18 protein-coding genes and 2 tRNA genes are annotated in these 21,046 nt (G+C 52.1%); 15 read left to right on the forward strand and 5 right to left on the reverse strand.

Annotation, left to right across the window (positions count from 1 at the left end; genetic code table 11):
- Positions 1-29 precede the first annotated feature (29 nt).
- Positions 30-1,463 carry a serine-type D-Ala-D-Ala carboxypeptidase gene (gene dacB / locus OGV75_RS02650; protein WP_046276011.1) on the reverse strand — a complete coding sequence of 478 codons (1,434 nt, stop codon included), beginning with the start codon at positions 1,461-1,463 and terminating at the stop codon, positions 30-32.
- Between the two features lie 248 nt (positions 1,464-1,711).
- Between dacB and greA the strand changes: the two genes are divergently transcribed.
- Positions 1,712-2,188: a transcription elongation factor GreA gene (gene greA / locus OGV75_RS02655; protein ID WP_016154674.1), complete on the forward strand. Its 477-nt coding sequence runs from the start codon at positions 1,712-1,714 to the stop codon at positions 2,186-2,188.
- A 153-nt stretch (positions 2,189-2,341) separates the two neighbouring features.
- Here greA and yhbY read toward each other — a convergent pair whose 3' ends face one another.
- The gene (yhbY, locus tag OGV75_RS02660) at positions 2,342-2,635 is read right to left on the reverse strand and encodes a ribosome assembly RNA-binding protein YhbY (RefSeq protein WP_003025016.1); all 294 of its coding nucleotides are present in this window, start codon (positions 2,633-2,635) and stop codon (positions 2,342-2,344) included.
- Positions 2,636-2,760: 125 nt separating this feature from the next.
- Between yhbY and rlmE the strand changes: the two genes are divergently transcribed.
- From rlmE to glmM, 4 genes are all read left to right on the forward strand, one after another.
- A complete protein-coding gene (rlmE, locus tag OGV75_RS02665; protein ID WP_003025015.1) occupies positions 2,761-3,390 on the forward strand; it encodes a 23S rRNA (uridine(2552)-2'-O)-methyltransferase RlmE in 630 nt (209 codons plus the stop codon).
- A 99-nt stretch (positions 3,391-3,489) separates the two neighbouring features.
- Positions 3,490-5,424: an ATP-dependent zinc metalloprotease FtsH gene (gene ftsH / locus OGV75_RS02670; protein WP_019077783.1), complete on the forward strand. Its 1,935-nt coding sequence runs from the start codon at positions 3,490-3,492 to the stop codon at positions 5,422-5,424.
- A 98-nt stretch (positions 5,425-5,522) separates the two neighbouring features.
- The gene (gene folP / locus OGV75_RS02675) at positions 5,523-6,371 is read left to right on the forward strand and encodes a dihydropteroate synthase (protein ID WP_016154672.1); all 849 of its coding nucleotides are present in this window, start codon (positions 5,523-5,525) and stop codon (positions 6,369-6,371) included.
- Positions 6,364-7,701 carry a phosphoglucosamine mutase gene (glmM, locus tag OGV75_RS02680; protein ID WP_016157569.1) on the forward strand — a complete coding sequence of 446 codons (1,338 nt, stop codon included), beginning with the start codon at positions 6,364-6,366 and terminating at the stop codon, positions 7,699-7,701. The genes folP and glmM overlap by 8 nt, the downstream gene beginning before the upstream one ends.
- A 44-nt stretch (positions 7,702-7,745) precedes the next feature.
- Here glmM and dcuC read toward each other — a convergent pair whose 3' ends face one another.
- Together dcuC and iadA are read right to left on the reverse strand one after the other, a co-directional pair.
- The gene (gene dcuC / locus OGV75_RS02685; RefSeq protein WP_181547265.1) at positions 7,746-9,212 is read right to left on the reverse strand and encodes a C4-dicarboxylate transporter DcuC; all 1,467 of its coding nucleotides are present in this window, start codon (positions 9,210-9,212) and stop codon (positions 7,746-7,748) included.
- Between the two features lie 10 nt (positions 9,213-9,222).
- Entirely contained in the window at positions 9,223-10,356 is a 1,134-nt protein-coding gene (gene iadA, locus OGV75_RS02690) for a beta-aspartyl-peptidase (RefSeq protein ID WP_286480324.1), read from the reverse strand.
- Between the two features lie 148 nt (positions 10,357-10,504).
- Here iadA and OGV75_RS02695 point away from each other — a divergent pair, with 148 nt between their 5' ends.
- The 3 genes from OGV75_RS02695 (at position 10,505) to OGV75_RS02705 (ending at position 11,994) form a co-directional block, all read left to right on the forward strand.
- Entirely contained in the window at positions 10,505-11,398 is an 894-nt protein-coding gene (locus OGV75_RS02695) for a LysR family transcriptional regulator (protein WP_115190125.1), read from the forward strand.
- Between the two features lie 167 nt (positions 11,399-11,565).
- Positions 11,566-11,898, forward strand: coding sequence for a preprotein translocase subunit SecG (gene secG, locus OGV75_RS02700; RefSeq protein ID WP_003025000.1), 333 nt, complete (start codon positions 11,566-11,568; stop codon positions 11,896-11,898).
- Between the two features lie 9 nt (positions 11,899-11,907).
- Positions 11,908-11,994 (forward strand) — tRNA-Leu (locus OGV75_RS02705).
- Positions 11,995-12,198: 204 nt separating this feature from the next.
- Here the strand turns inward: OGV75_RS02705 and argG are convergent.
- The gene (argG, locus tag OGV75_RS02710) at positions 12,199-13,542 is read right to left on the reverse strand and encodes an argininosuccinate synthase (protein ID WP_003024998.1); all 1,344 of its coding nucleotides are present in this window, start codon (positions 13,540-13,542) and stop codon (positions 12,199-12,201) included.
- A 334-nt stretch (positions 13,543-13,876) separates the two neighbouring features.
- Between argG and OGV75_RS02715 the strand changes: the two genes are divergently transcribed.
- The 7 genes from OGV75_RS02715 to rpsO all read left to right on the forward strand — a co-directional run bounded on the left by OGV75_RS02715 (position 13,877) and on the right by rpsO (position 20,955).
- Positions 13,877-13,953: transfer RNA gene (locus tag OGV75_RS02715), tRNA-Met, on the forward strand.
- Between the two features lie 207 nt (positions 13,954-14,160).
- The gene (gene rimP / locus OGV75_RS02720; protein ID WP_003024996.1) at positions 14,161-14,613 is read left to right on the forward strand and encodes a ribosome maturation factor RimP; all 453 of its coding nucleotides are present in this window, start codon (positions 14,161-14,163) and stop codon (positions 14,611-14,613) included.
- A gap of 28 nt (positions 14,614-14,641) precedes the next feature.
- Positions 14,642-16,129: a transcription termination factor NusA gene (gene nusA, locus OGV75_RS02725; RefSeq protein ID WP_003024992.1), complete on the forward strand. Its 1,488-nt coding sequence runs from the start codon at positions 14,642-14,644 to the stop codon at positions 16,127-16,129.
- A 24-nt stretch (positions 16,130-16,153) separates the two neighbouring features.
- Positions 16,154-18,844: a translation initiation factor IF-2 gene (infB, locus tag OGV75_RS02730; protein ID WP_016154667.1), complete on the forward strand. Its 2,691-nt coding sequence runs from the start codon at positions 16,154-16,156 to the stop codon at positions 18,842-18,844.
- 220 nt (positions 18,845-19,064) lie between these two features.
- Positions 19,065-19,469: a 30S ribosome-binding factor RbfA gene (gene rbfA / locus OGV75_RS02735; protein ID WP_003024988.1), complete on the forward strand. Its 405-nt coding sequence runs from the start codon at positions 19,065-19,067 to the stop codon at positions 19,467-19,469.
- Complete coding sequence (gene truB / locus OGV75_RS02740; protein WP_016157566.1) at positions 19,469-20,413, forward strand: tRNA pseudouridine(55) synthase TruB; 945 nt, start codon at positions 19,469-19,471, stop codon at positions 20,411-20,413. Before rbfA ends, truB begins: the two co-directional genes overlap by 1 nt.
- Before the next feature lie 272 nt (positions 20,414-20,685).
- Complete coding sequence (gene rpsO / locus OGV75_RS02745) at positions 20,686-20,955, forward strand: 30S ribosomal protein S15 (protein ID WP_000059465.1); 270 nt, start codon at positions 20,686-20,688, stop codon at positions 20,953-20,955.
- Positions 20,956-21,046: the final 91 nt, after the last annotated feature.

The following is a 21,046-nucleotide window of genomic DNA, read 5'->3' on the forward strand; positions in this document are numbered from 1 at the left end:
GCGTTAGCGCTGCCATCCGGCAAACATACTCAGTTATTCTGATAAATATCCTTGTATAACCGGCTCTCGAAGCGGACCAGTGGAATACGGCGATTACGCTGATCAGCTGGCTCTACCGCATAACCAGACAGATACTGCACAAATGCCATGCGCTGACCGCTTGCCGTGGTGATGAAGCCTGCCAGGTTATAGACCCCCTGCAGTGAGCCTGTCTTCGCCGATACTTTGCCATCTACGCCAGCCTGATGCAGACCCGCACGGTATTGCAAAGAGCCGTCATGGCCTGCCAGCGGTAGCATGGTGATAAAGTTCAGCTCGTTATCGTGCTGAGCGATATATTGCAGCACCTGCATCATGGTCGCTGGGGCAATCAGGTTATGGCGCGAGAGACCAGAACCGTCGGCAATAATGGTGTTGCCGATATCAATACCCGCTTGCTGACGCAGAATCTGGCGTACGGCATCAGAACCTGCTCTCCAGGTGCCAGGCACGTTAAATCGTGCATGGCCAATCATACGGAAAACGGTATCAGCAATCATGTTGTCCGATTTTTTCAGCATAATCTTAAGCAGGTCGTGCAGCGGCGCCGACTGCTTACTGGCTACCACGGTCCCCGGCTCGTTGACCAGCGTCTGGCGCAGCAGAGTCCCGCTGTAAGTGATACCGGCTTGTTTTAGCTCATCTTTGATAATCGCCCCGGCATAGCTGGCGCCGTCCTGAATAGCGAATGCCAGCGGCAGCGGATCGGCTCGTTGGGGCAGGCATCCGGTCAACGTAAAGCGGTTGAGATCGCCTGGAACCACGTCCAGTTCACAATATTGCGCTTCGGCAGAGCCACGAGCGAGAGTACGCACCTGACTGAACATGGTGACCGGGTAGTAAGATGCCACGCGGATAAAGGCGAGATCGTTAGGTTTTTGCGCGCTATAGAGTGAAACCGAGAAACAGTTACGATCGACAATAGCCGCCGCGGGCGGTGCGCTAAAACACTGCGTCATGTCGTTCCAGGGCCAGCCAGGCGCTTTATCATGGCTGGCGAAAATGGAGGTGTCGATCATGACATTTCCGGCAATTTGCGTCACGCCTGATTTTTTCAGGGTTGCCACCATATTGCGAATATCCTGACGTTTTAGCGTCGGATCGGCACCAAATCGCGCCACTAAGTCACCTTTCAAAACGCCGCCTTCCACGTTGCCTTTAGTCTCAAGCGTGGTGGTAAAACGAAAGTCAGGCCCGAGCTGAATCAATGCCGCCAGCGCGGTGATCACTTTCTGGGTACTGGCCGGCAGAGCCATCTGCTGGCTATGGTAATCAATAGCAGGAGCAGGTGCGCCAACCTTCTGTACCATAAGGGCGAGGTTGGCCCCGGCAGGGAGCTGATTGATATACTCGTCGACGTTCGCAGCCTGAACGCTGAACGCTATACTGGCAGTCAATCCAATGGTAAATCTGGAAAATCGCATAATCTCGCGCTAACAACCTGGAAACAGGCCGTCATACTACGGCGCAACGCCCCAAAAAGTAAACGATGACCCATAGGGAACTCCAGGGTAAAATGATCATCAAATAGAGAATTGTAGCTGACCTGGGACCCTGAGCCCCGGGTCGGTATTTTTTTGCTTCTGACTCTGGCATGGCGTATGCCAGAGTGGGCTTAGCAGCCGGGGTGAGAGCAGCCGCCCCCTACAGGAATGTTCAAGAGGTATAACAAATGCAAGCTATCCCAATGACCTTACGTGGTGCTGAAAAACTGCGCGAAGAACTGGATTTTCTGAAATCGGTGCGCCGTCCTGAAATCATTGCCGCTATCGCAGATGCGCGCGAGCATGGCGACCTGAAAGAAAATGCAGAGTATCACGCGGCGCGCGAACAGCAGGGTTTCTGCGAAGGGCGCATTAAAGATATCGAAGCTAAACTGTCCAACGCGCAGGTTATCGACGTCACAAAAATGCCGAACAATGGTCGTGTAGTTTTCGGCGCAACGGTTACCGTGCTGAATCTCGATAACGACGAAGAGCAGACCTGGCGTATTGTCGGCGATGATGAAGCCGATTTTAAACAGAACCTGATTTCGGTGAACTCGCCTATTGCTCGTGGCCTGATCGGTAAAGAGCAGGATGACGTGGTGGTTATTAAAACGCCGGGCGGTGAAGTTGAATATGAAGTAACGAAGGTAGAATATCTGTAATTCGCATCTTGGTTAAGATGTTGATACATTGTAAAGAAAGGAAAAAGGCCGCATAGCGGCCTTTTATCAACGAAGAGAGCGTGGCATTTTGCTCTCCTGCTAGCGGAAAATCCCGCGTTTTACACAAACTTCGTGTGCAACTTTGGGATATTCTTAGCGTGGCAGCGAGATTTTACGTTCTTTAGTCGGGCGATACAGTACCAGCGTTTTACCGATGACCTGTACATTGCAGGCGCCGGTTTCGCGTACGATAGCTTCCACGATCAAGGTTTTAGTATCGCGATCTTCCGAGGCGATTTTCACCTTGATAAGTTCATGGTGCTCTAACGCTTGTTCAATCTCGGCCAGTACCCCTTCGGTCAAACCATTGTTGCCAAGCATAACTACAGGCTTGAGCGGATGTGCCAGACCTTTCAGGTGCTGTTTTTGTTTAGTACTCAGATTCATCGTATATTTTTGCTTACGTTGGGATTGAAAACGGGTCATTCTACCGCCATCTCCCATATATCGCCAAATAGCTGTGTAGAAATTTACACCATTGGTTACGATGAACTGCCCTTTGGGAATGTGAAATGACAGGTAAAAAGCGTTCTGCCAGCTCGAGTCGCTGGCTTCAGGAACACTTTAGCGATAAATATGTTCAGCAGGCGCAGAAAAAGGGGTTACGTTCCCGTGCCTGGTTTAAACTTGATGAAATACAGCAAAGTGACAAAATTTTTAAACCGGGGATGACGATTGTTGATCTCGGTGCTGCACCCGGTGGCTGGTCGCAATATGCGGTTACGCAGATCGGCAACACTGGCCGCATTATCGCTTGCGATCTTTTACCTATGGATCCAATCGTTGGTGTGGACTTCCTTCAGGGCGACTTTCGTGATGAATTAGTCCTGAAAGCGTTACTTGAGCGCGTAGGTGACAGTAAAGTACAAGTTGTCATGTCTGATATGGCGCCAAATATGTGTGGAACACCGGCGGTGGATATTCCCCGGGCCATGTATCTGGTAGAGCTGGCGCTTGGAATGGCTCGTGATGTATTAGCGCCAGGTGGTAGTTTTGTAGTGAAGGTGTTCCAGGGCGAAGGCTTCGATGAGTATCTAAGAGAGATTCGCTCCCTGTTTACGAAGGTCAAAGTTCGTAAGCCGGACTCTTCTCGCGCCCGTTCGCGTGAAGTGTATATTGTAGCGACCGGGCGTAAACCATAACCGGTAGATTTCAAACGAAAGTTTGAAAGAAACTGGATATAGAGTATCCTGACGCTGTTTTTAACACAGTTGTAATATGAGGTTAATCCCTTGAGTGACATGGCGAAAAACCTAATTCTCTGGCTGGTCATTGCCGTTGTGCTGATGTCAGTATTCCAGAGCTTTGGGCCCAGCGAGTCTAATGGCCGTAAGGTTGATTACTCTACCTTCCTGCAAGAGGTCAATCAGGACCAGGTTCGTGAAGCGAAGATCAACGGACGTGAGATTAACGTTACCAAGAAAGATAGTAACCGTTACACGACCTACATTCCGGTTAACGATCCGAAGCTGCTTGATAACCTGCTGACCAAAAACGTCAAGGTTGTTGGTGAACCGCCAGAAGAGCCGAGCCTGCTGGCTTCTATCTTCATTTCCTGGTTCCCAATGCTGCTGCTGATTGGTGTCTGGATCTTCTTCATGCGTCAAATGCAGGGCGGTGGTGGCAAAGGTGCCATGTCGTTCGGTAAGAGCAAAGCGCGCATGCTGACGGAAGATCAGATCAAAACGACTTTTGCAGACGTTGCTGGTTGCGACGAAGCAAAAGAAGAAGTTGCTGAGCTGGTTGAGTATCTGCGCGAACCGAGCCGTTTCCAGAAGCTGGGCGGTAAAATCCCGAAAGGCGTCCTGATGGTCGGTCCTCCGGGTACGGGTAAAACCCTGCTGGCGAAAGCTATCGCAGGTGAAGCGAAGGTTCCTTTCTTCACCATTTCCGGTTCTGATTTCGTGGAAATGTTCGTGGGTGTCGGTGCATCTCGTGTGCGTGACATGTTCGAACAAGCCAAGAAAGCGGCACCGTGCATCATCTTCATCGATGAAATCGACGCCGTAGGCCGCCAGCGTGGTGCAGGTCTGGGCGGTGGTCACGATGAACGTGAGCAGACGCTGAACCAGATGCTGGTTGAGATGGACGGCTTCGAAGGTAACGAAGGCATTATCGTTATCGCGGCAACTAACCGTCCGGACGTTCTTGACCCTGCGCTGCTGCGTCCAGGCCGTTTCGACCGTCAGGTTGTGGTTGGTCTGCCGGATGTCCGCGGTCGTGAACAGATCCTGAAAGTGCATATGCGTCGCGTACCGCTGTCTCCGGATATCGATGCGGCAATCATTGCACGTGGTACGCCCGGCTTCTCCGGTGCAGATCTCGCGAACCTGGTCAACGAAGCGGCGCTGTTTGCAGCTCGTGGCAACAAGCGTGTTGTATCGATGGTTGAATTCGAGAAAGCGAAAGACAAAATCATGATGGGTGCGGAACGTCGCTCCATGGTGATGACGGAAGCGCAGAAAGAATCTACCGCGTATCACGAAGCAGGCCACGCGATTATCGGTCGCCTGGTACCGGAACACGATCCGGTGCACAAAGTGACGATTATCCCGCGCGGTCGTGCGCTGGGTGTGACCTTCTTCCTGCCTGAAGGCGACGCAATCAGCGCCAGCCGCCAGAAACTGGAAAGTCAGATCTCCACGCTGTACGGCGGTCGTCTGGCGGAAGAGATCATCTACGGTGTTGAACATGTTTCTACCGGTGCGTCGAACGACATTAAAGTTGCGACTAACCTGGCGCGTAACATGGTTACTCAGTGGGGCTTCTCTGAGAAACTCGGTCCGTTGCTGTACGCTGAAGAAGAAGGCGAAGTGTTCCTGGGACGTTCTGTGGCGAAAGCTAAACATATGTCCGATGAAACGGCTCGTATTATCGATCAGGAAGTTAAACTTCTGATTGAGCGTAACTATGACCGTGCGCGTCGTCTGCTGAACGAAAACATGGACATTCTGCACTCGATGAAAGATGCGCTCATGAAATATGAGACCATCGATGCGCCGCAGATTGATGATCTGATGGCTCGCCGCGAGGTACGTCCGCCAGCGGGTTGGGAAGAACCGGGTTCTTCTAACAACAACTCTGGCAGCACCGGCAAGCCGAGTGCGCCGCGTCCGGTTGATGAACCGCGTGCGCCGGACTCTGGCACCATGTCAGAGCAACTGGGCGACAAATAAGTTATCGTTGATGATGACCGTGTTCTAATTTAAAACCCTGGGGCTTGCCCCGGGGTTTTTCTTATTTGTATATTCAAGATGTTATCAGGGATAAAACTATGAAACTCTTTGCTCAGGGGTCTTCACTGGATCTCAGCCATCCGCACGTCATGGGGATTTTGAACGTCACGCCAGATTCCTTTTCCGATGGTGGTGCGCACAACTCTCTGGTTGAGGCGGTAAAACACGCAAACCTGATGATTAACGCCGGGGCGACTATCATTGATGTGGGTGGTGAATCCACGCGTCCAGGCGCGGCAGATGTGAGCGTGGAAGAAGAGTTGCAGCGAGTGATCCCGGTGGTGGAGGCGATTGCTCAACGTTTTGAAGTGTGGATTTCGGTCGATACTTCAAAAGCAGAAGTGATTCGCGAGTGCGCCAGAGTCGGCGCACATATCATTAATGACATTCGCTCACTCTCGGAGCCTGGGGCGCTGGAAGCCGCAGCAGAAACCGGATTACCGGTTTGTCTGATGCATATGCAGGGTCAGCCGAAAACCATGCAGGAAGCACCAAAGTACGAGGATGTTTTTGCTGATGTAAATCGTTACTTTGTTGAACAAATAGCACGCTGCGAGCGGGCTGGAATCACAAAAGATAAATTGTTGCTCGACCCCGGGTTCGGATTCGGTAAAAATCTCACTCACAACTACACATTACTGGCACGTTTGGCTGAGTTTCATCATTTTAATCTGCCATTGCTGGTTGGGATGTCACGAAAATCAATGGTTGGCCAGTTGCTGAATGTGGGGCCATCCGAACGCCTGAGCGGTAGCCTTGCGTGTGCGGTCATTGCCGCAATGCAAGGGGCGCATATCATTCGTGTCCATGACGTCAAAGAAACCGTAGAAGCGATGCGTGTGGTGGAAGCCACATTGTCTGCAAAGGAAAATAAACGCTATGAGTAATCGTAAATATTTTGGCACCGATGGGATCCGTGGTCGCGTAGGCGACGCCCCAATTACCCCTGACTTTGTGCTCAAACTGGGTTGGGCTGCAGGAAAAGTGCTGGCACGTCATGGTTCACGTAAAATTATTATCGGCAAAGATACGCGTATTTCTGGCTATATGCTGGAGTCCGCACTGGAAGCGGGTCTGGCTGCCGCCGGACTGTCGGCTTCTTTCACAGGCCCAATGCCAACACCTGCTGTTGCATATCTGACGCGTGCCTTCCGTGCTGAAGCCGGGATTGTTATCTCCGCTTCGCACAACCCGTACTATGACAACGGGATTAAATTCTTCTCCATCGATGGGACCAAACTGCCGGATGCGGTTGAAGAAGCTATCGAAGCCGAAATGGAAAAAGCGATCACCTGCGTGGACTCGGCTGAACTGGGTAAAGCTACCCGCATCGTTGATGCTGCCGGTCGTTATATCGAGTTTTGCAAAGGCACCTTCCCGAATGAATTGAGTCTGAGTGAGCTTAAAATTGTGGTGGATTGCGCTAATGGTGCGACGTACCACATTGCGCCAAATGTACTGCGTGAGCTGGGCGCAAACGTGATTGCTATTGGCTGTGAGCCAAACGGTGTGAATATCAATGAAGAAGTCGGCGCTACCGACGTCCGTGCCCTGCAGGCGCGCGTGATGGCGGAAAAAGCTGATCTGGGTATTGCGCTGGATGGTGACGGCGACCGCGTCATTATGGTTGACCACGAAGGCAATAAGGTCGATGGCGATCAGATCATGTACATCATTGCCCGTGAAGCCCTGCGTCAGGGGCAACTGCGCGGTGGCGCGGTAGGCACGCTGATGAGCAATATGGGCCTCGAGCTGGCGCTGAAACAGTTGGGTATTCCGTTTGCCCGTGCGAAAGTCGGCGACCGCTACGTACTGGAAAAAATGCAGGAAAAAGGCTGGCGTATCGGTGCTGAAAACTCAGGCCATGTGATCCTGCTGGACAAAACCACCACCGGTGACGGTATCGTTGCAGGTCTGCAGGTACTGGCGGCGATGGTGCGTAACCATATGAGTTTGCACGACCTGTGCAGCGGCATGAAAATGTTCCCGCAACTGCTGGTTAACGTACGTTACACCGCAGGTAGCGGCGATCCGCTGGAACATGAAAACGTGAAAGCGGTGATGGCTGAAGTTGAAGCTGCACTGGGCAATCGCGGACGTGTTCTGCTGCGTAAGTCAGGTACTGAACCGTTAATTCGCGTGATGGTTGAAGGTGAAGATGAAGCGCAGGTGACTGAATTCGCTCACCGTATTGCCGATGCCGTCAAAGCGGTGTAATCACTAAAGACAGTGAAAACCGGAGTCTGGGACTCCGGTTTTTTTTACTGTACGGGAAGCGATTGTTTATGTCGGCGCTGCCAGAAGTAACCACCGATCATTAATATTACAAGGACTGCCAGCCACGGCAGAACCGCCAGCAAATGCCCTGACCGGGCAAAGGTCAGCGCAATCATCAGTAACCAACCGCCCAGCATCGGAATCGCGGTGCGCTTAACAATGTCCACAGGTGAGACGCCTGCAATTCCCGCGATAGCAATGATGACGCCGGCAATGGGGGATAACGTACGACCAATACCCGCCGATATCTGGATAGGCAACATCATGACTGCGATGTCGCTACCGATATGACGGCTGATGTCCGGTACCATTGGGGCGAAGGAGAAAAACGCCGCATTTCCGGAGCCCATTAGCGCTGAAATTGCAAAGGTGATAAGGGTCATCAGCAGGATAATAGAGGCGGCGCTGAGGCCAAATTCACCGGAAAGCGACAGCAGCGCATCGACGGCGCCAATAGCTTTCAGTCCGGCTGAAAAGACTTCACCGGCGATAATCAGCGTGACGACGGTGGCAAAAACGCTGCCCATGCTGTCAAAGACTTTTTGTACGCCTGCCATCACCTCGCGTGCCTTACGATGACGGCAATACTCACAAACCAGGGTAATGGCGAGGCTTATCAGTACGGCGGTATCCAGCGTAATTTTGAGCGAACTGAATACTAAATCACTGCACACCAGCATCAACACCAGAGGTAGCATGGGCAGAAAAAGCCAGGCGATCGGTGCTTCAGTTTCATCGGTCGACGTTAATGTCTGCATCTGCTGAGCCACACCGTCACTGCTTTCCCGATGGTCGAAAAAGCGTTGCACAACAATATGTAACAGGGCGATGAACAGAATAACGGGGACGACGATCGGTAACTGATCCTGCACGAAATAGTTCACCACCTCGATGCCTGCGGTTTTGGCGGCGAGAACCGAGTTGCCGGAACCTGGACCAAATTCAACCGCACAGGTACTGGCGATAACGGCGGCAACGGCAGCGCGGCTACAGCCAAGACGGGTCAGCAGCGGGTAGAGCGTCGCCATCAACAGCAGACCCAGCCCGGTGGCGCTGCTGATAAACAGCGACAGGAATTGACCCAGCAACAGCGCCAGTCCCAACAGCAGATACGGTGAGTTCAGGCGTTGCAAAGGGCGAGACGTCACCCGAACCAACACCTGGCTTGCGCCAATGGCCGACATATATGTAGCGAAACCACCAATCAGCATAATTTGCAGCCCAAGGCCGCCGAGGCGCACGCTCAGGGTATCGCGAATAAACTCAAAGGCATCAAAGGGGCCGAATCCGGTGCTTTTTTTCACCAGGCTACTGAGCGTGGTCATCCCGCTAAAATGCGCGATAAGCAGCAGCACAATCCCGGTCAACAGCAACACTGACTGGGGGTGATATTTTTTGAGGATCAGACGTCCGGCAAAAATGATGGCAATTAGCGCCAGTAATAATGACATTCTTGCCCCCTTACTCGAAGTTGCCAGTAACCAGGCACTCGCCATCCCGCAGCAACGGCTTACCCGCAGCGAACAGATGGGCCAGCGAGAGGTCATCATTGAGTACACAGATATCGGCACGTTCCCCGGCGCAGAGCACGCCGCCGGAAATACCCAGCGAGCGCGCAACGTTTGCCGTCAACATCGCGATCGCTTGTGGCACTGGGATCCCCACATCAATCAGACGAGGAAGAAGATTAAGGTTACCTGCGACCGGTGCCGCGCTTAAGCCTTCCACAATACCCTGGGCGTTAAAGCGCGGAACGCTGCCATTACCATCAGAGCTGATCGTGATGCGATCGGCTGGAACCTGGGCTTCCAGAGCGTGGAGGATTGCCTGCTCCTGAGGCATAAAGCGACTACCGCCAGACGTAACGTCGATATGGCCGCCACGATGAGCGAACGCAATCGCCTGTTCGAACAAGGGCGCTGTTCTCGCAACATGGGTCGGTGAAATGTGGTGAATCGGAATGTCTGCATCACACAGCTCAATAAGCTGTGACATCCCTTCCGGCAGATTCCCAAGATGTACATGCAGTAACCCTTTTTTGCCTGCCAGCAGGGAAGCCACGCGGATATCACTTACTATTCTCAGCAATTCCTGGAAAGAGGGGTAAGAACCACGGTGATCGGCGAGGGCGATTTTGACGCCAAGTATCGCTGGAATAAAGGTCATGTCATCGCGGATGGATCGCGTAATGGTTGGGCTGGGTACCGCGTAGGCTCCCGTATGCATAAATGCGCGTAATCCCTCAAGGTTGAGAGACTGCATTTTGGCGTAGAGGTCTTTGGGCGAACGAGAAATGGCATCGGTACCTAACACGCCGACAACCGTGGTAATACCTGCCTGAATCAGATCGCGTAGCTTGACGGCTGGCGTTCGGCTGGCAAATCCAGCCTCGCCACCGCCACCGGTAAGATGGACATGCTGATCGATTATGCCTGGGATAACCCATTTGCCATGACAATCGATGACCTCGTCAACGCCATCAAACAGGGAAAGATCTTTTTCTACCGCCACAATTCGGTCGGCATGAATGAGCAGGGAGCAGAGGCCTAAATCCTCGGGAGAAAAAACACGGGCATTGGTCAATAAAGTAAACATATCGGTCCTGTCAAACGTCGTGGGTGAGAGTCGGCAGGTGAAAAGGAATATTGTTGTTATGATGCCCACCATAAAGCCATTACTATAACTATGACTATTACCGATTTGGTATTGGAGGATGCGGTTATGGCATGGTGGAGAGTTCAACGTGGATTGTAAGTGGCTGGAAGATTTTCTGGCATTGAGTCAGCATGGAAACTACTCTCAGGCCGCGGCGCAGCGGCATATTACTCAACCCGCACTCAGTCGGCGTATAAAGGCGCTGGAAGAGGTGTTAGGGGTGCCGTTGTTTGACCGGACCACGACCCCCGTTACGCTGACACGCTATGGTGAACGCTTTGAACCCTATGCCCGGCACGTCCTCAGTACACTAACAGAGGCGCGCCACGAGCTATCGGCGATGACGCCAGCAACGGACAATACGCTGGTGATGGTTAGCCTGCATACGCTGTCGGTGAATATCCTGCCGGATATGATCAACTATCTGCGACAGAGTGAACCGCAGTTAAATTTTACGGTTAATGCCAGTATTCAGGGGATAGACAACCATTTTAACGCCTTGATAGATCGGCAAATCGATCTGCTGGTGACCTACGATTTACCATCTTCGCAGCCGGGGCTGGAGATTGCCGGAGGGTTAAAACGTTCACTATGGCGGTATGAGCGATTTATACCGGTTATTTCTGCGCAGTTGGCTAATGCGCTTAACGATCCGCATGCGCCGATCCCATGGCTATGCTATAGCGACTACACCTTTGTCAGACGCATTATTGAGCCAGCTGAACAACGCGTCCGCCCACGTCTGAAAAAAGTGTTTGAGAGTGGTTTAAGCGAAACGATACGAGAAATGGTGCTGCGGCATATGGGGATGGCATGGTTACCCGAATCGATGGTGGCGGAAGAGTTGGTGAACCAGCAAATTATTCACTGCTGGCCAGAAAACGCTGACCTGATTTGTGAAATCCCCGTTGTGGTATGGGCGAATCTTGACGATCAACGCACCGTCATGCAGAGATGCTGGGAGAAGTTGCTGCGTTTTTGATTGATATGGCGATTTTTTCCGCAGTTGATACAATGCCAACAAATTGCCCTTGCGAAGGTTATTCGCTTTGGTTAGTATTCACACCCGCTTCAGTGGGAAACAGTAAACATTCCCGCTTTAATGGTCGAAGCATTGTACGCGGCAACTCCGCAAGGAACAGGTTGATTATGCACGAAGCTCTTTTAGTAGTTTTCCTTATTGTGGCAATTGGCCTGGTAGGCTTGATCATGCTGCAGCAAGGCAAAGGCGCTGATATGGGAGCCTCTTTTGGCGCAGGCGCTTCTGGTACTCTGTTTGGTTCAAGTGGTTCTGGTAACTTCATGACCCGCATGACAGCTGTATTGGGAACCTTGTTCTTCATCATCAGTCTGGTGCTGGGTAACATGAACAGCAATAAGACCAATAAAGGAAGTGAGTGGGAAAATCTGAGTGCACCGGCGAAAACCGAGCAAACTCAGCCAGCTGCTCCGGCTCAGCCGACCAGCGATATCCCACGCTAAGTATTCTGTACCGAGGTGGTGGAATTGGTAGACACGCTACCTTGAGGTGGTAGTGCCCTAACGGGCTTGTGGGTTCGAGTCCCATCCTCGGTACCAAATTCCAAAAAAAAGACGCTGCAAAGCGTCTTTTTTTTCGTCTGTCATTTGTGGTAGTTCTGTAGGTCGGATAAGACATTTAGGACGCCGTCCGACTATTACAATACCTGATGATGCCTGGCTTATCAGGCCTCAGGGTCACAGAACATCCCTATTTTCTGCGCATAAAAAAGGCCGCTTTCGCGGCCTTAAGATGATGAATATTTACTTCGCCTTGTTTTCCAGATTCTCAACCTGCGGCAGGCCGGTTGTGGAAGAGGCGGTCAGCAGACCAGACTGCGCATAACCGAACAGCTTCTCGCGGGTATCAGTGATATCCAGATTACGCATGGTCAACTGACCGATACGATCATCCGGAGAGAATACTGAGTCGCCTTTTTCCATCGTCAGACGTTCTGGTTTGTAAGTCAGATTGTCAGACACGGTGTTGAGGATGGAGTAATCATTACCGCGACGCAGTTCCAGCGTCACTTCACCCGTAATCTGGCTGGCAACCCAACGCTGTAGACCGTCACGCAGCATCAGCGCCTGAGAGTCAAACCAGCGGCCCTGATACAACAGACGACCAAGCTGGCGACCGTGCGCGTGATACTGCTCGATGGTGTCTTCGTTGTGAATCCCGGTCAGCAGACGCTCATAGGCGATGTGCAGCAATGCCATCCCCGGAGCTTCGTAGATGCCCCGGCTTTTCGCTTCAATGATACGGTTTTCAATCTGATCGCTCATACCCAGACCGTGACGGCCGCCGATGCGGTTGGCTTCCAGCATCATCTCAACGTCGTCGCTGAAGGTTTTACCGTTCAGCGCTACCGGATGACCCTGCTCAAAACGCACGGTGACTTCTTCTGCCGGGATCTTCACGCTCTCATCCCAGAATTTCACGCCCATAATCGGGTTGACGATTTTGACGCTGGAGTTCAGAAATTCGAGATCTTTTGCTTCGTGGGTCGCCCCGAGCATATTGGAGTCCGTGGAGTACGCTTTCTCAACGGACATCTTGTAGTCAAAACCACAGGCAATCATAAATTCGGACATCTCATGGCGACCGCCGAGTTCATCGATAAAATCGGTATCCAGCCATGGTTTGTAAATCTGTAGTTCGGCGTTGGTCAGCAGACCGTAACGATAGAAACGTTCAATATCGTTACCTTTATAGGTGCTACCGTCACCCCAGATATTTACGCCATCTTCTTTCATGGCCGCAACCAGCATGGTGCCGGTGACAGCACGGCCCAGCGGAGTGGTATTGAAATAGGTCAGTCCGCCGGTGGTGTTGTGGAATGCACCGCACTGAATCGCAGCAATCCCTTCGGCAACCAGCTGCTTACGGCAATCTACCAGGCGAGCATTCTCAGCACCATATTCCATTGCACGGCGAGGAATGGCGTCATAGTCATCCTCATCCGGCTGGCCCAAATTCGCAGTATATGCATATGGGACAGCCCCTTTTTGTCGCATCCACAGCAGTGCTGCACTGGTGTCCAGGCCGCCGGAAAAAGCGATACCAATACGTTGACCTACCGGGAGATGCTTGAGAATCGTCGTCATAAAATAAAACCCTGCTTGATAGACTGGTGAAGAGATCGGCTTATTATACTAATTGCATTTTTATGCAAAATAAGTGAGTTTTCATTTAATCATCTTTTCTGGATGACAGGAAGAGTTTAGTGATAATTTCGTTAAATAACGGCGCGGGTGACACATTTATCTGGCCGAACATTCGCTGGGCAGCATTCATTGATTTGCATAGTCGTAACAAGGTTGACATACCGCATAGTGAATCAATATACTGTGCGCAGATTTTACGTCCCGTCCTCGGTACCAAATCCCAGCAGTATTTGCATTTTTTACCCAAAACGAGTAAAATTTGCCACGTTTCAGGCGCGGGGTGGAGCAGCCTGGTAGCTCGTCGGGCTCATAACCCGAAGGTCGTCGGTTCAAATCCGGCCCCCGCAACCACTTTCCCTTAGAGTTCTTTTTCAAATATACTGTGAAGACTTAGGCCTTCGTAGCTGGATTTGAAAAAAATTCTTTCGGAAGGTTTTCCGAACCGCAGGTGCGGTTATAGGGTTCAGTTATATAAAGCCCCGATTTATCGGGGTTTTTTGTTATCTGACTACAGAATAACTGGGCTTTAGGCCCTTTTTTTATGTCTTGGGGGTGGGCTTGTCCACATTAGAGCAAAAATTAACAGAGATGATTACAGCGCCAGTTGAAGCCCTGGGCTACGAGTTGGTCGGCATCGAATTTATTCGTGGTCGCACATCCACACTGCGCATCTATATTGATAGTGAAGATGGCATCAATGTTGATGATTGTGCTGATGTGAGCCATCAGGTAAGCGCCGTGATGGATGTCGAAGACCCAATCACCGTTGCCTACAACCTGGAAGTCTCCTCTCCGGGTCTCGACCGTCCTCTGTTCACAGCTGAACACTACGTGCGTTTCCTGGGTGAAGAAGTGACGCTGGTTCTTCGTATGGCGGTACAAAACCGTCGTAAATGGCAGGGCGTTATCAAAGCGGTGGATGGTGAGATGATCACGGTCACAGTCGAAGGTAAAGATGAAGTGTTCGCGCTGAGTAATATCCAGAAGGCGAACCTGGTTCCCCACTTTTAACAGTCTGGATTGAGGTGAAAAGCCCGCGATGAACAAAGAAATTTTGGCTGTTGTTGAAGCCGTATCCAACGAAAAAGCGCTGCCACGCGAGAAAATTTTTGAAGCGCTGGAAAGTGCGCTGGCTACAGCAACAAAGAAAAAATATGAGCAAGAGATCGACGTTCGCGTAGAAATCGATCGTAAAAGCGGTGATTTCGATACCTTCCGTCGTTGGGTAATCGTAGAAGAAGTTACTCAGCCGACCAAAGAAATTACGCTGGAAGCGGCACGCTTCGAAGACGAAAGCCTGAACGTGGGCGAATATGTTGAAGATCAGATTGAATCTGTCACCTTTGACCGTATCACCACCCAGACCGCGAAACAGGTTATCGTACAGAAAGTACGTGAAGCCGAACGCGCAATGGTTGTCGATCAGTTCCGCGAACACGAAGGCGAAATCGTCACCGGTGTGGTGAAGAAAGTTAACCGCGACAACATTTCTCTGGATCTGGGCAGCAATGCTGAAGCTGTGATCCTGCGTGAAGACATGCTGCCGCGTGAAAACTTCCGCCCAGGTGACCGTATCCGTGGCGTTCTTTACTCTGTACGCCCGGAAGCGCGCGGTGCCCAGCTGTTCGTAACCCGTTCCAAACCGGAAATGCTGATAGAGCTGTTCCGCATTGAAGTGCCGGAAATTGGCGAAGAAGTGATCGAAATTAAAGCGGCTGCTCGCGATCCGGGCTCACGTGCGAAAATCGCCGTTAAGACCAACGACAAGCGTATTGATCCGGTCGGCGCCTGTGTGGGTATGCGCGGTGCGCGCGTTCAGGCGGTTTCTACCGAACTGGGCGGCGAGCGTATCGATATCGTCCTGTGGGATGATAACCCGGCGCAGTTCGTGATTAACGCAATGGCGCCAGCAGACGTCGCTTCTATCGTGGTGGATGAAGACAAACACACCATGGATATCGCGGTTGAAGCCGGTAACCTGGCTCAGGCGATTGGACGTAATGGTCAGAACGTCCGCCTGGCTTCACAACTGAGCGGTTGGGAACTCAACGTGATGACCGTTGATGACCTGCAGGCGAAGCATCAGGCTGAAGCACATGCAGCCATTGATACCTTCACCAAATATCTCGATATCGATGAAGATTTCGCGACGGTTCTGGTAGAAGAAGGTTTTGCGACGCTGGAAGAACTGGCCTACGTGCCAATGAAAGAGCTGCTGGAAATTGACGGCCTGGATGAACAGACCGTTGAAGCGCTGCGCGAGCGTGCTAAAAACGCACTGACCACTCTGGCACTGGCCCAGGAAGAAAGTCTCGGTGATAACAAACCGGCTGACGATCTGCTGAATCTGGAAGGATTGGATCGTGAGATGGCCTTCAAACTGGCTGCCCGTGGTGTTTGTACGCTGGAAGATCTCGCTGAACAGGGCATTGATGATCTGGCTGATATCGAAGGGTTGACCGACGAAAAAGCCGGTGAGCTGATTATGGCTGCCCGTAATATTTGCTGGTTCGGCGACGAAGCGTAATAAACTGTAGCAGGAAGGAACAGTATGACAGATGTAACCGTAAAAACGCTGGCTGCAGAGATACAGACCTCCGTGGATCGCCTGGTACAGCAATTTGCTGATGCAGGTATCCCGAAGTCTGCTGACGACTCTGTGTCCGCACAAGAGAAACAAACCTTACTGGCGCATCTGAACCGTGAAAACGGCTCAGCGCCCGATAAGTTGACATTGCAGCGTAAAACGCGCAGTACTCTCAATATTCCAGGTACCGGTGGAAAAAGCAAATCGGTACAAATCGAAGTCCGCAAGACACGCACCTTTGTGAAACGCGATCCGCAAGAGGCTGAACGCCTTGCCGCGGAAGAGCAGGCGCAGCGTGAAGCGGAAGAGCAAGCCCGTCGTGAGGCAGAAGAAGCTGCCAAACGCGAGGCGCAACAAAAAGCCGAACGTGAGGCCGCAGAACAAGCTAAGCGTGAAGCCGCTGATAAAGCGAAACGTGAAGCTGCGGAAAAAGACAAAGTGAGCAATCAACAGACCGACGATATGACTAAAACCGCCCAGGCCGAAAAAGCCCGCCGTGAAAATGAAGCCGCAGAACTGAAGCGTAAAGCGGAAGAAGAAGCACGTCGCAAGCTTGAAGAAGAAGCGCGCCGCGTAGCGGAAGAAGCTCGCCGTATGGCGGAAGAAAACGAGAAGAATGGTGTGAATAACGCTGAACCTGTTGAAGATACCAGCGATTATCACGTCACCACCTCTCAGCATGCTCGCCAGGCAGAAGACGAGAACGATCGCGAAGTAGAAGGCGGTCGTGGTCGTACTCGCAGCACGAAAGCAGCGCGTCCGGCGAAGAAAGGTAACAAACACGCTGAATCTAAAGCTGACCGTGAAGAAGCGCGTGCAGCGGTTCGCGGCGGTAAAGGCGGTAAGCAGCGTAAAGGTTCCGCTCTGCAGCAGGGCTTCCAGAAGCCGGCTCAGGCCGTTAACCGTGACGTTGTGATCGGCGAAACCATCACCGTTGGCGATCTGGCGAACAAGATGGCAGTCAAAGGTTCTCAGGTCATCAAAGCGATGATGAAGCTGGGCGCAATGGCGACCATTAACCAGGTCATCGACCAGGAAACCGCACAGCTGGTTGCCGAAGAGATGGGCCACAAAGTTATCCTGCGTCGTGAAAACGAGCTGGAAGAAGCAGTAATGAGCGACCGTGACACCGGCGCTGCGGCAGAACCGCGCGCACCGGTAGTGACCATCATGGGTCACGTTGACCACGGTAAAACGTCTCTGCTGGACTACATTCGCTCCACGAAAGTTGCCTCTGGCGAAGCGGGCGGCATTACTCAGCACATCGGTGCGTACCATGTTGAAACTGACAACGGTATGATCACCTTCCTGGATACCCCGGGTCACGCCGCGTTTACCTCCATGCGTGCTCGCGGTGCTCAGGCAACGGATATCGTTGTTCTGGTTGTTGCAGCAGATGACGGCGTGATGCCGCAGACTATCGAAGCTATCCAGCACGCGAAAGCGGCAGGTGTGCCGGTAGTGGTTGCAGTCAACAAAATCGATAAACCAGAAGCGGATCCAGATCGCGTTAAAAACGAACTGTCCCAGTACGGCATCATGCCGGAAGATTGGGGCGGCGAGAGCCAGTTCGTCCACGTTTCTGCGAAAGCGGGTACCGGTATTGACGAACTGCTGGATGCTATCCTGCTGCAGGCCGAAGTACTGGAACTGAAAGCTGTGCGTAAAGGTATGGCGAGCGGTGCGGTTATCGAATCCTTCCTGGATAAAGGTCGTGGTCCGGTTGCTACCGTGCTGGTACGTGAAGGTACGCTGAACAAAGGCGACATCGTACTGTGTGGTTTCGAATACGGCCGCGTTCGTGCGATGCGTAACGAACTGGGTCAGGAAGTACTGGAAGCGGGTCCGTCTATTCCGGTGGAAATCCTGGGTCTGTCCGGTGTTCCGGCTGCGGGTGACGAAGTTACCGTTGTTCGTGACGAGAAGAAAGCCCGTGAAGTTGCACTGTACCGTCAGGGCAAATTCCGTGAAGTTAAACTGGCTCGTCAGCAGAAATCTAAACTGGAGAACATGTTCGCCAACATGACCGAAGGCGAAGTTCACGAAGTGAACATCGTTCTGAAGGCCGATGTTCAGGGTTCTGTAGAAGCGATTTCCGACTCTTTACTGAAACTGTCTACCGACGAAGTAAAAGTGAAGATTATCGGTTCTGGCGTAGGTGGTATCACCGAAACCGACGCGACCCTGGCTGCGGCATCCAACGCGATTCTGGTTGGCTTCAACGTCCGTGCTGATGCCTCTGCACGTAAAGTTATCGAATCAGAAAGCTTGGATCTGCGTTACTACTCCGTCATCTATCATCTGATCGACGAAGTGAAAGCAGCGATGAGCGGCATGCTGTCTCCGGAACTGAAACAGCAGATCATTGGTCTGGCTGAAGTTCGTGATGTGTTCAAATCACCGAAATTCGGCGCTATCGCAGGCTGTATGGTTACCGAAGGCACGATTAAACGTCACAACCCAATCCGCGTACTGCGCGACAACGTGGTTATCTATGAAGGCGAGCTGGAATCCCTGCGCCGCTTCAAAGATGACGTCAACGAAGTCCGTAATGGCATGGAATGTGGTATCGGCGTTAAGAACTACAACGACGTTCGCGTTGGCGATATGATCGAAGTGTTCGAGATTATCGAGATCAAACGTACCATCGCATAATCTTCGTCGTCTTTTGGGCCGCAACTGCGTTGGCTGCGCTCGATCACCCCGGTCACATAGTTATCTATGCTCCCGGGGATTTACGAGTTTGCCGCCTTACTGCAAACCAAAATCCTTAGAAGATGATTAAGTGTAGGCTGGGGAAGCGAAGCGCCACCCGGCAAGAAATTTAAAAAGGGGCTTATGGCCCCTTTTTTGTCTTTATTCTGGAGAATTTATTATGGCGAAAGAATTTGGTCGCCCACAGCGTGTCGCGCAGGAGATGCAGAAAGAAATCGCACTCATCCTGCAACGCGAAATCAAAGACCCGCGTGTTGGTATGATGACCACCGTATCGGGTGTTGAGATGTCCCGAGACCTGGCATACGCTAAAGTGTTCGTGACTTTCCTCAACGATCAGGACGAAGCTGCCGTGAAAAACGGCATTAAGGCACTGCAGGAAGCCTCTGGTTTTATCCGCTCTTTGCTGGGTAAAGCAATGCGTCTGCGTATCGTGCCTGAGCTGACCTTCTTCTACGACAATTCGTTAGTTGAAGGGATGCGCATGTCCAACCTGGTGACCAGCGTGGTGAAACATGACGATGAGCGTCGTGTGAACCCAGCGGACGACAGCAAGGAGGACTGATGAGTCGTCCTCGTCGTCGTGGTCGCGACATTCACGGTGTTCTACTGCTGGATAAGCCGCAGGGCATGTCCAGCAATGACGTACTGCAAAAAGTAAAGCGCATCTACAATGCCAACCGCGCGGGACATACCGGCGCGCTGGATCCGCTGGCAACAGGCATGCTGCCTATCTGCCTCGGTGAAGCGACTAAGTTTTCCCAGTATTTGCTGGATTCTGACAAACGCTATCGTGTGGTTGCCCGTCTGGGCCAGCGTACCGACACCTCCGATGCCGATGGGCAAATCGTGCAGGAGCGTCCGGTAACCTTCAGCGCAGAGCAGCTTGCGAGCGCGCTGGAGACTTTCCGCGGCGATATCGAGCAGATTCCGTCAATGTATTCGGCACTGAAGTACCAGGGTAAAAAGCTGTACGAATATGCGCGTCAGGGCATTGAAGTGCCGCGTGAAGCGCGCCCGATTACCGTCTATGAGCTGCTGTTTATTCGCCACGAAGGTAACGAGCTGGAGCTGGAAGTTCACTGCTCCAAAGGCACTTATATTCGCACCATCGTTGACGATCTCGGTGAGAAGCTGGGCTGCGGCGCGCACGTAACGTATCTGCGTCGTCTGACGGTCAGCAAGTATCCGGTGGATCGTATGGTTACGCTGGAACATCTGCATGCGCTGGTTGAACAGGCCGAACAGCAGAACATTCCGGCGGCGCAGCTGCTTGATCCTTTGCTGATGCCAATGGACAGTCCTGCATCGGACTACCCTGTTGTTAATTTGCCTTTAACATCCTCGGTTTACTTTAAAAATGGTAACCCGGTACGGACGTCAGGTGCGCCGCTTGAAGGGCTGGTGCGCGTGACGGAAGGCGATGACGGCAAGTTTATCGGCATGGGGGAGATGGACGATGAAGGTCGTGTCGCCCCTCGTCGCCTGGTGGTTGAGTATCCTGCATAGCGCTCTCTGTCTTGCGATAAAAGGGCGCTGCGAGTAGAATACTGCCGCTTAACGTCGCGTAAATTGTTTAACAATCTGCGTGGCGTGTACACAAAATCATTCGAGCTGCATCAAGGCGGCAGGTCTGAGGATCCTCAGGAGCTTACTCAGGTAAGTGACCGAGGTGAGCGGACACAGCCAGCGCAGGGTCAGTTTGAAGAAGGCGTGTATACACTGGGATAGCTGAATTAGAGATCGGCATCCTTTCATTCTTAACACTTTGGAGTTTTAAAATGTCTCTAAGTACTGAAGCTACCGCTAAAATCGTTTCTGAGTTTGGTCGTGATGCAAACGACACCGGTTCTACCGATGTTCAGGTTGCTCTGTTGACTGCACAGATTAACCACCTGCAGGGCCACTTTGCAGAGCACAAAAAAGATCACCACAGCCGTCGTGGTCTGCTGCGCATGGTTTCTCAGCGTCGTAAACTGCTCGACTACCTGAAACGTAAAGATGTTGCACGTTACACCGCGCTGATCGAGCGTCTGGGTCTGCGTCGCTAATTCTTTCGAGTTTCAGAAAGAGGGGGCCTTCATGGCCCCTTTTTTCCAGCAGATGGCAGCAATTCGCTGGAAACTAATGTATTGTTGCTAT

Origin of the sequence: Citrobacter sp. Cb028 (genome assembly GCF_030336705.1) — a bacterium.
GTDB classification, from domain to species: domain Bacteria; phylum Pseudomonadota; class Gammaproteobacteria; order Enterobacterales; family Enterobacteriaceae; genus Citrobacter; species Citrobacter braakii.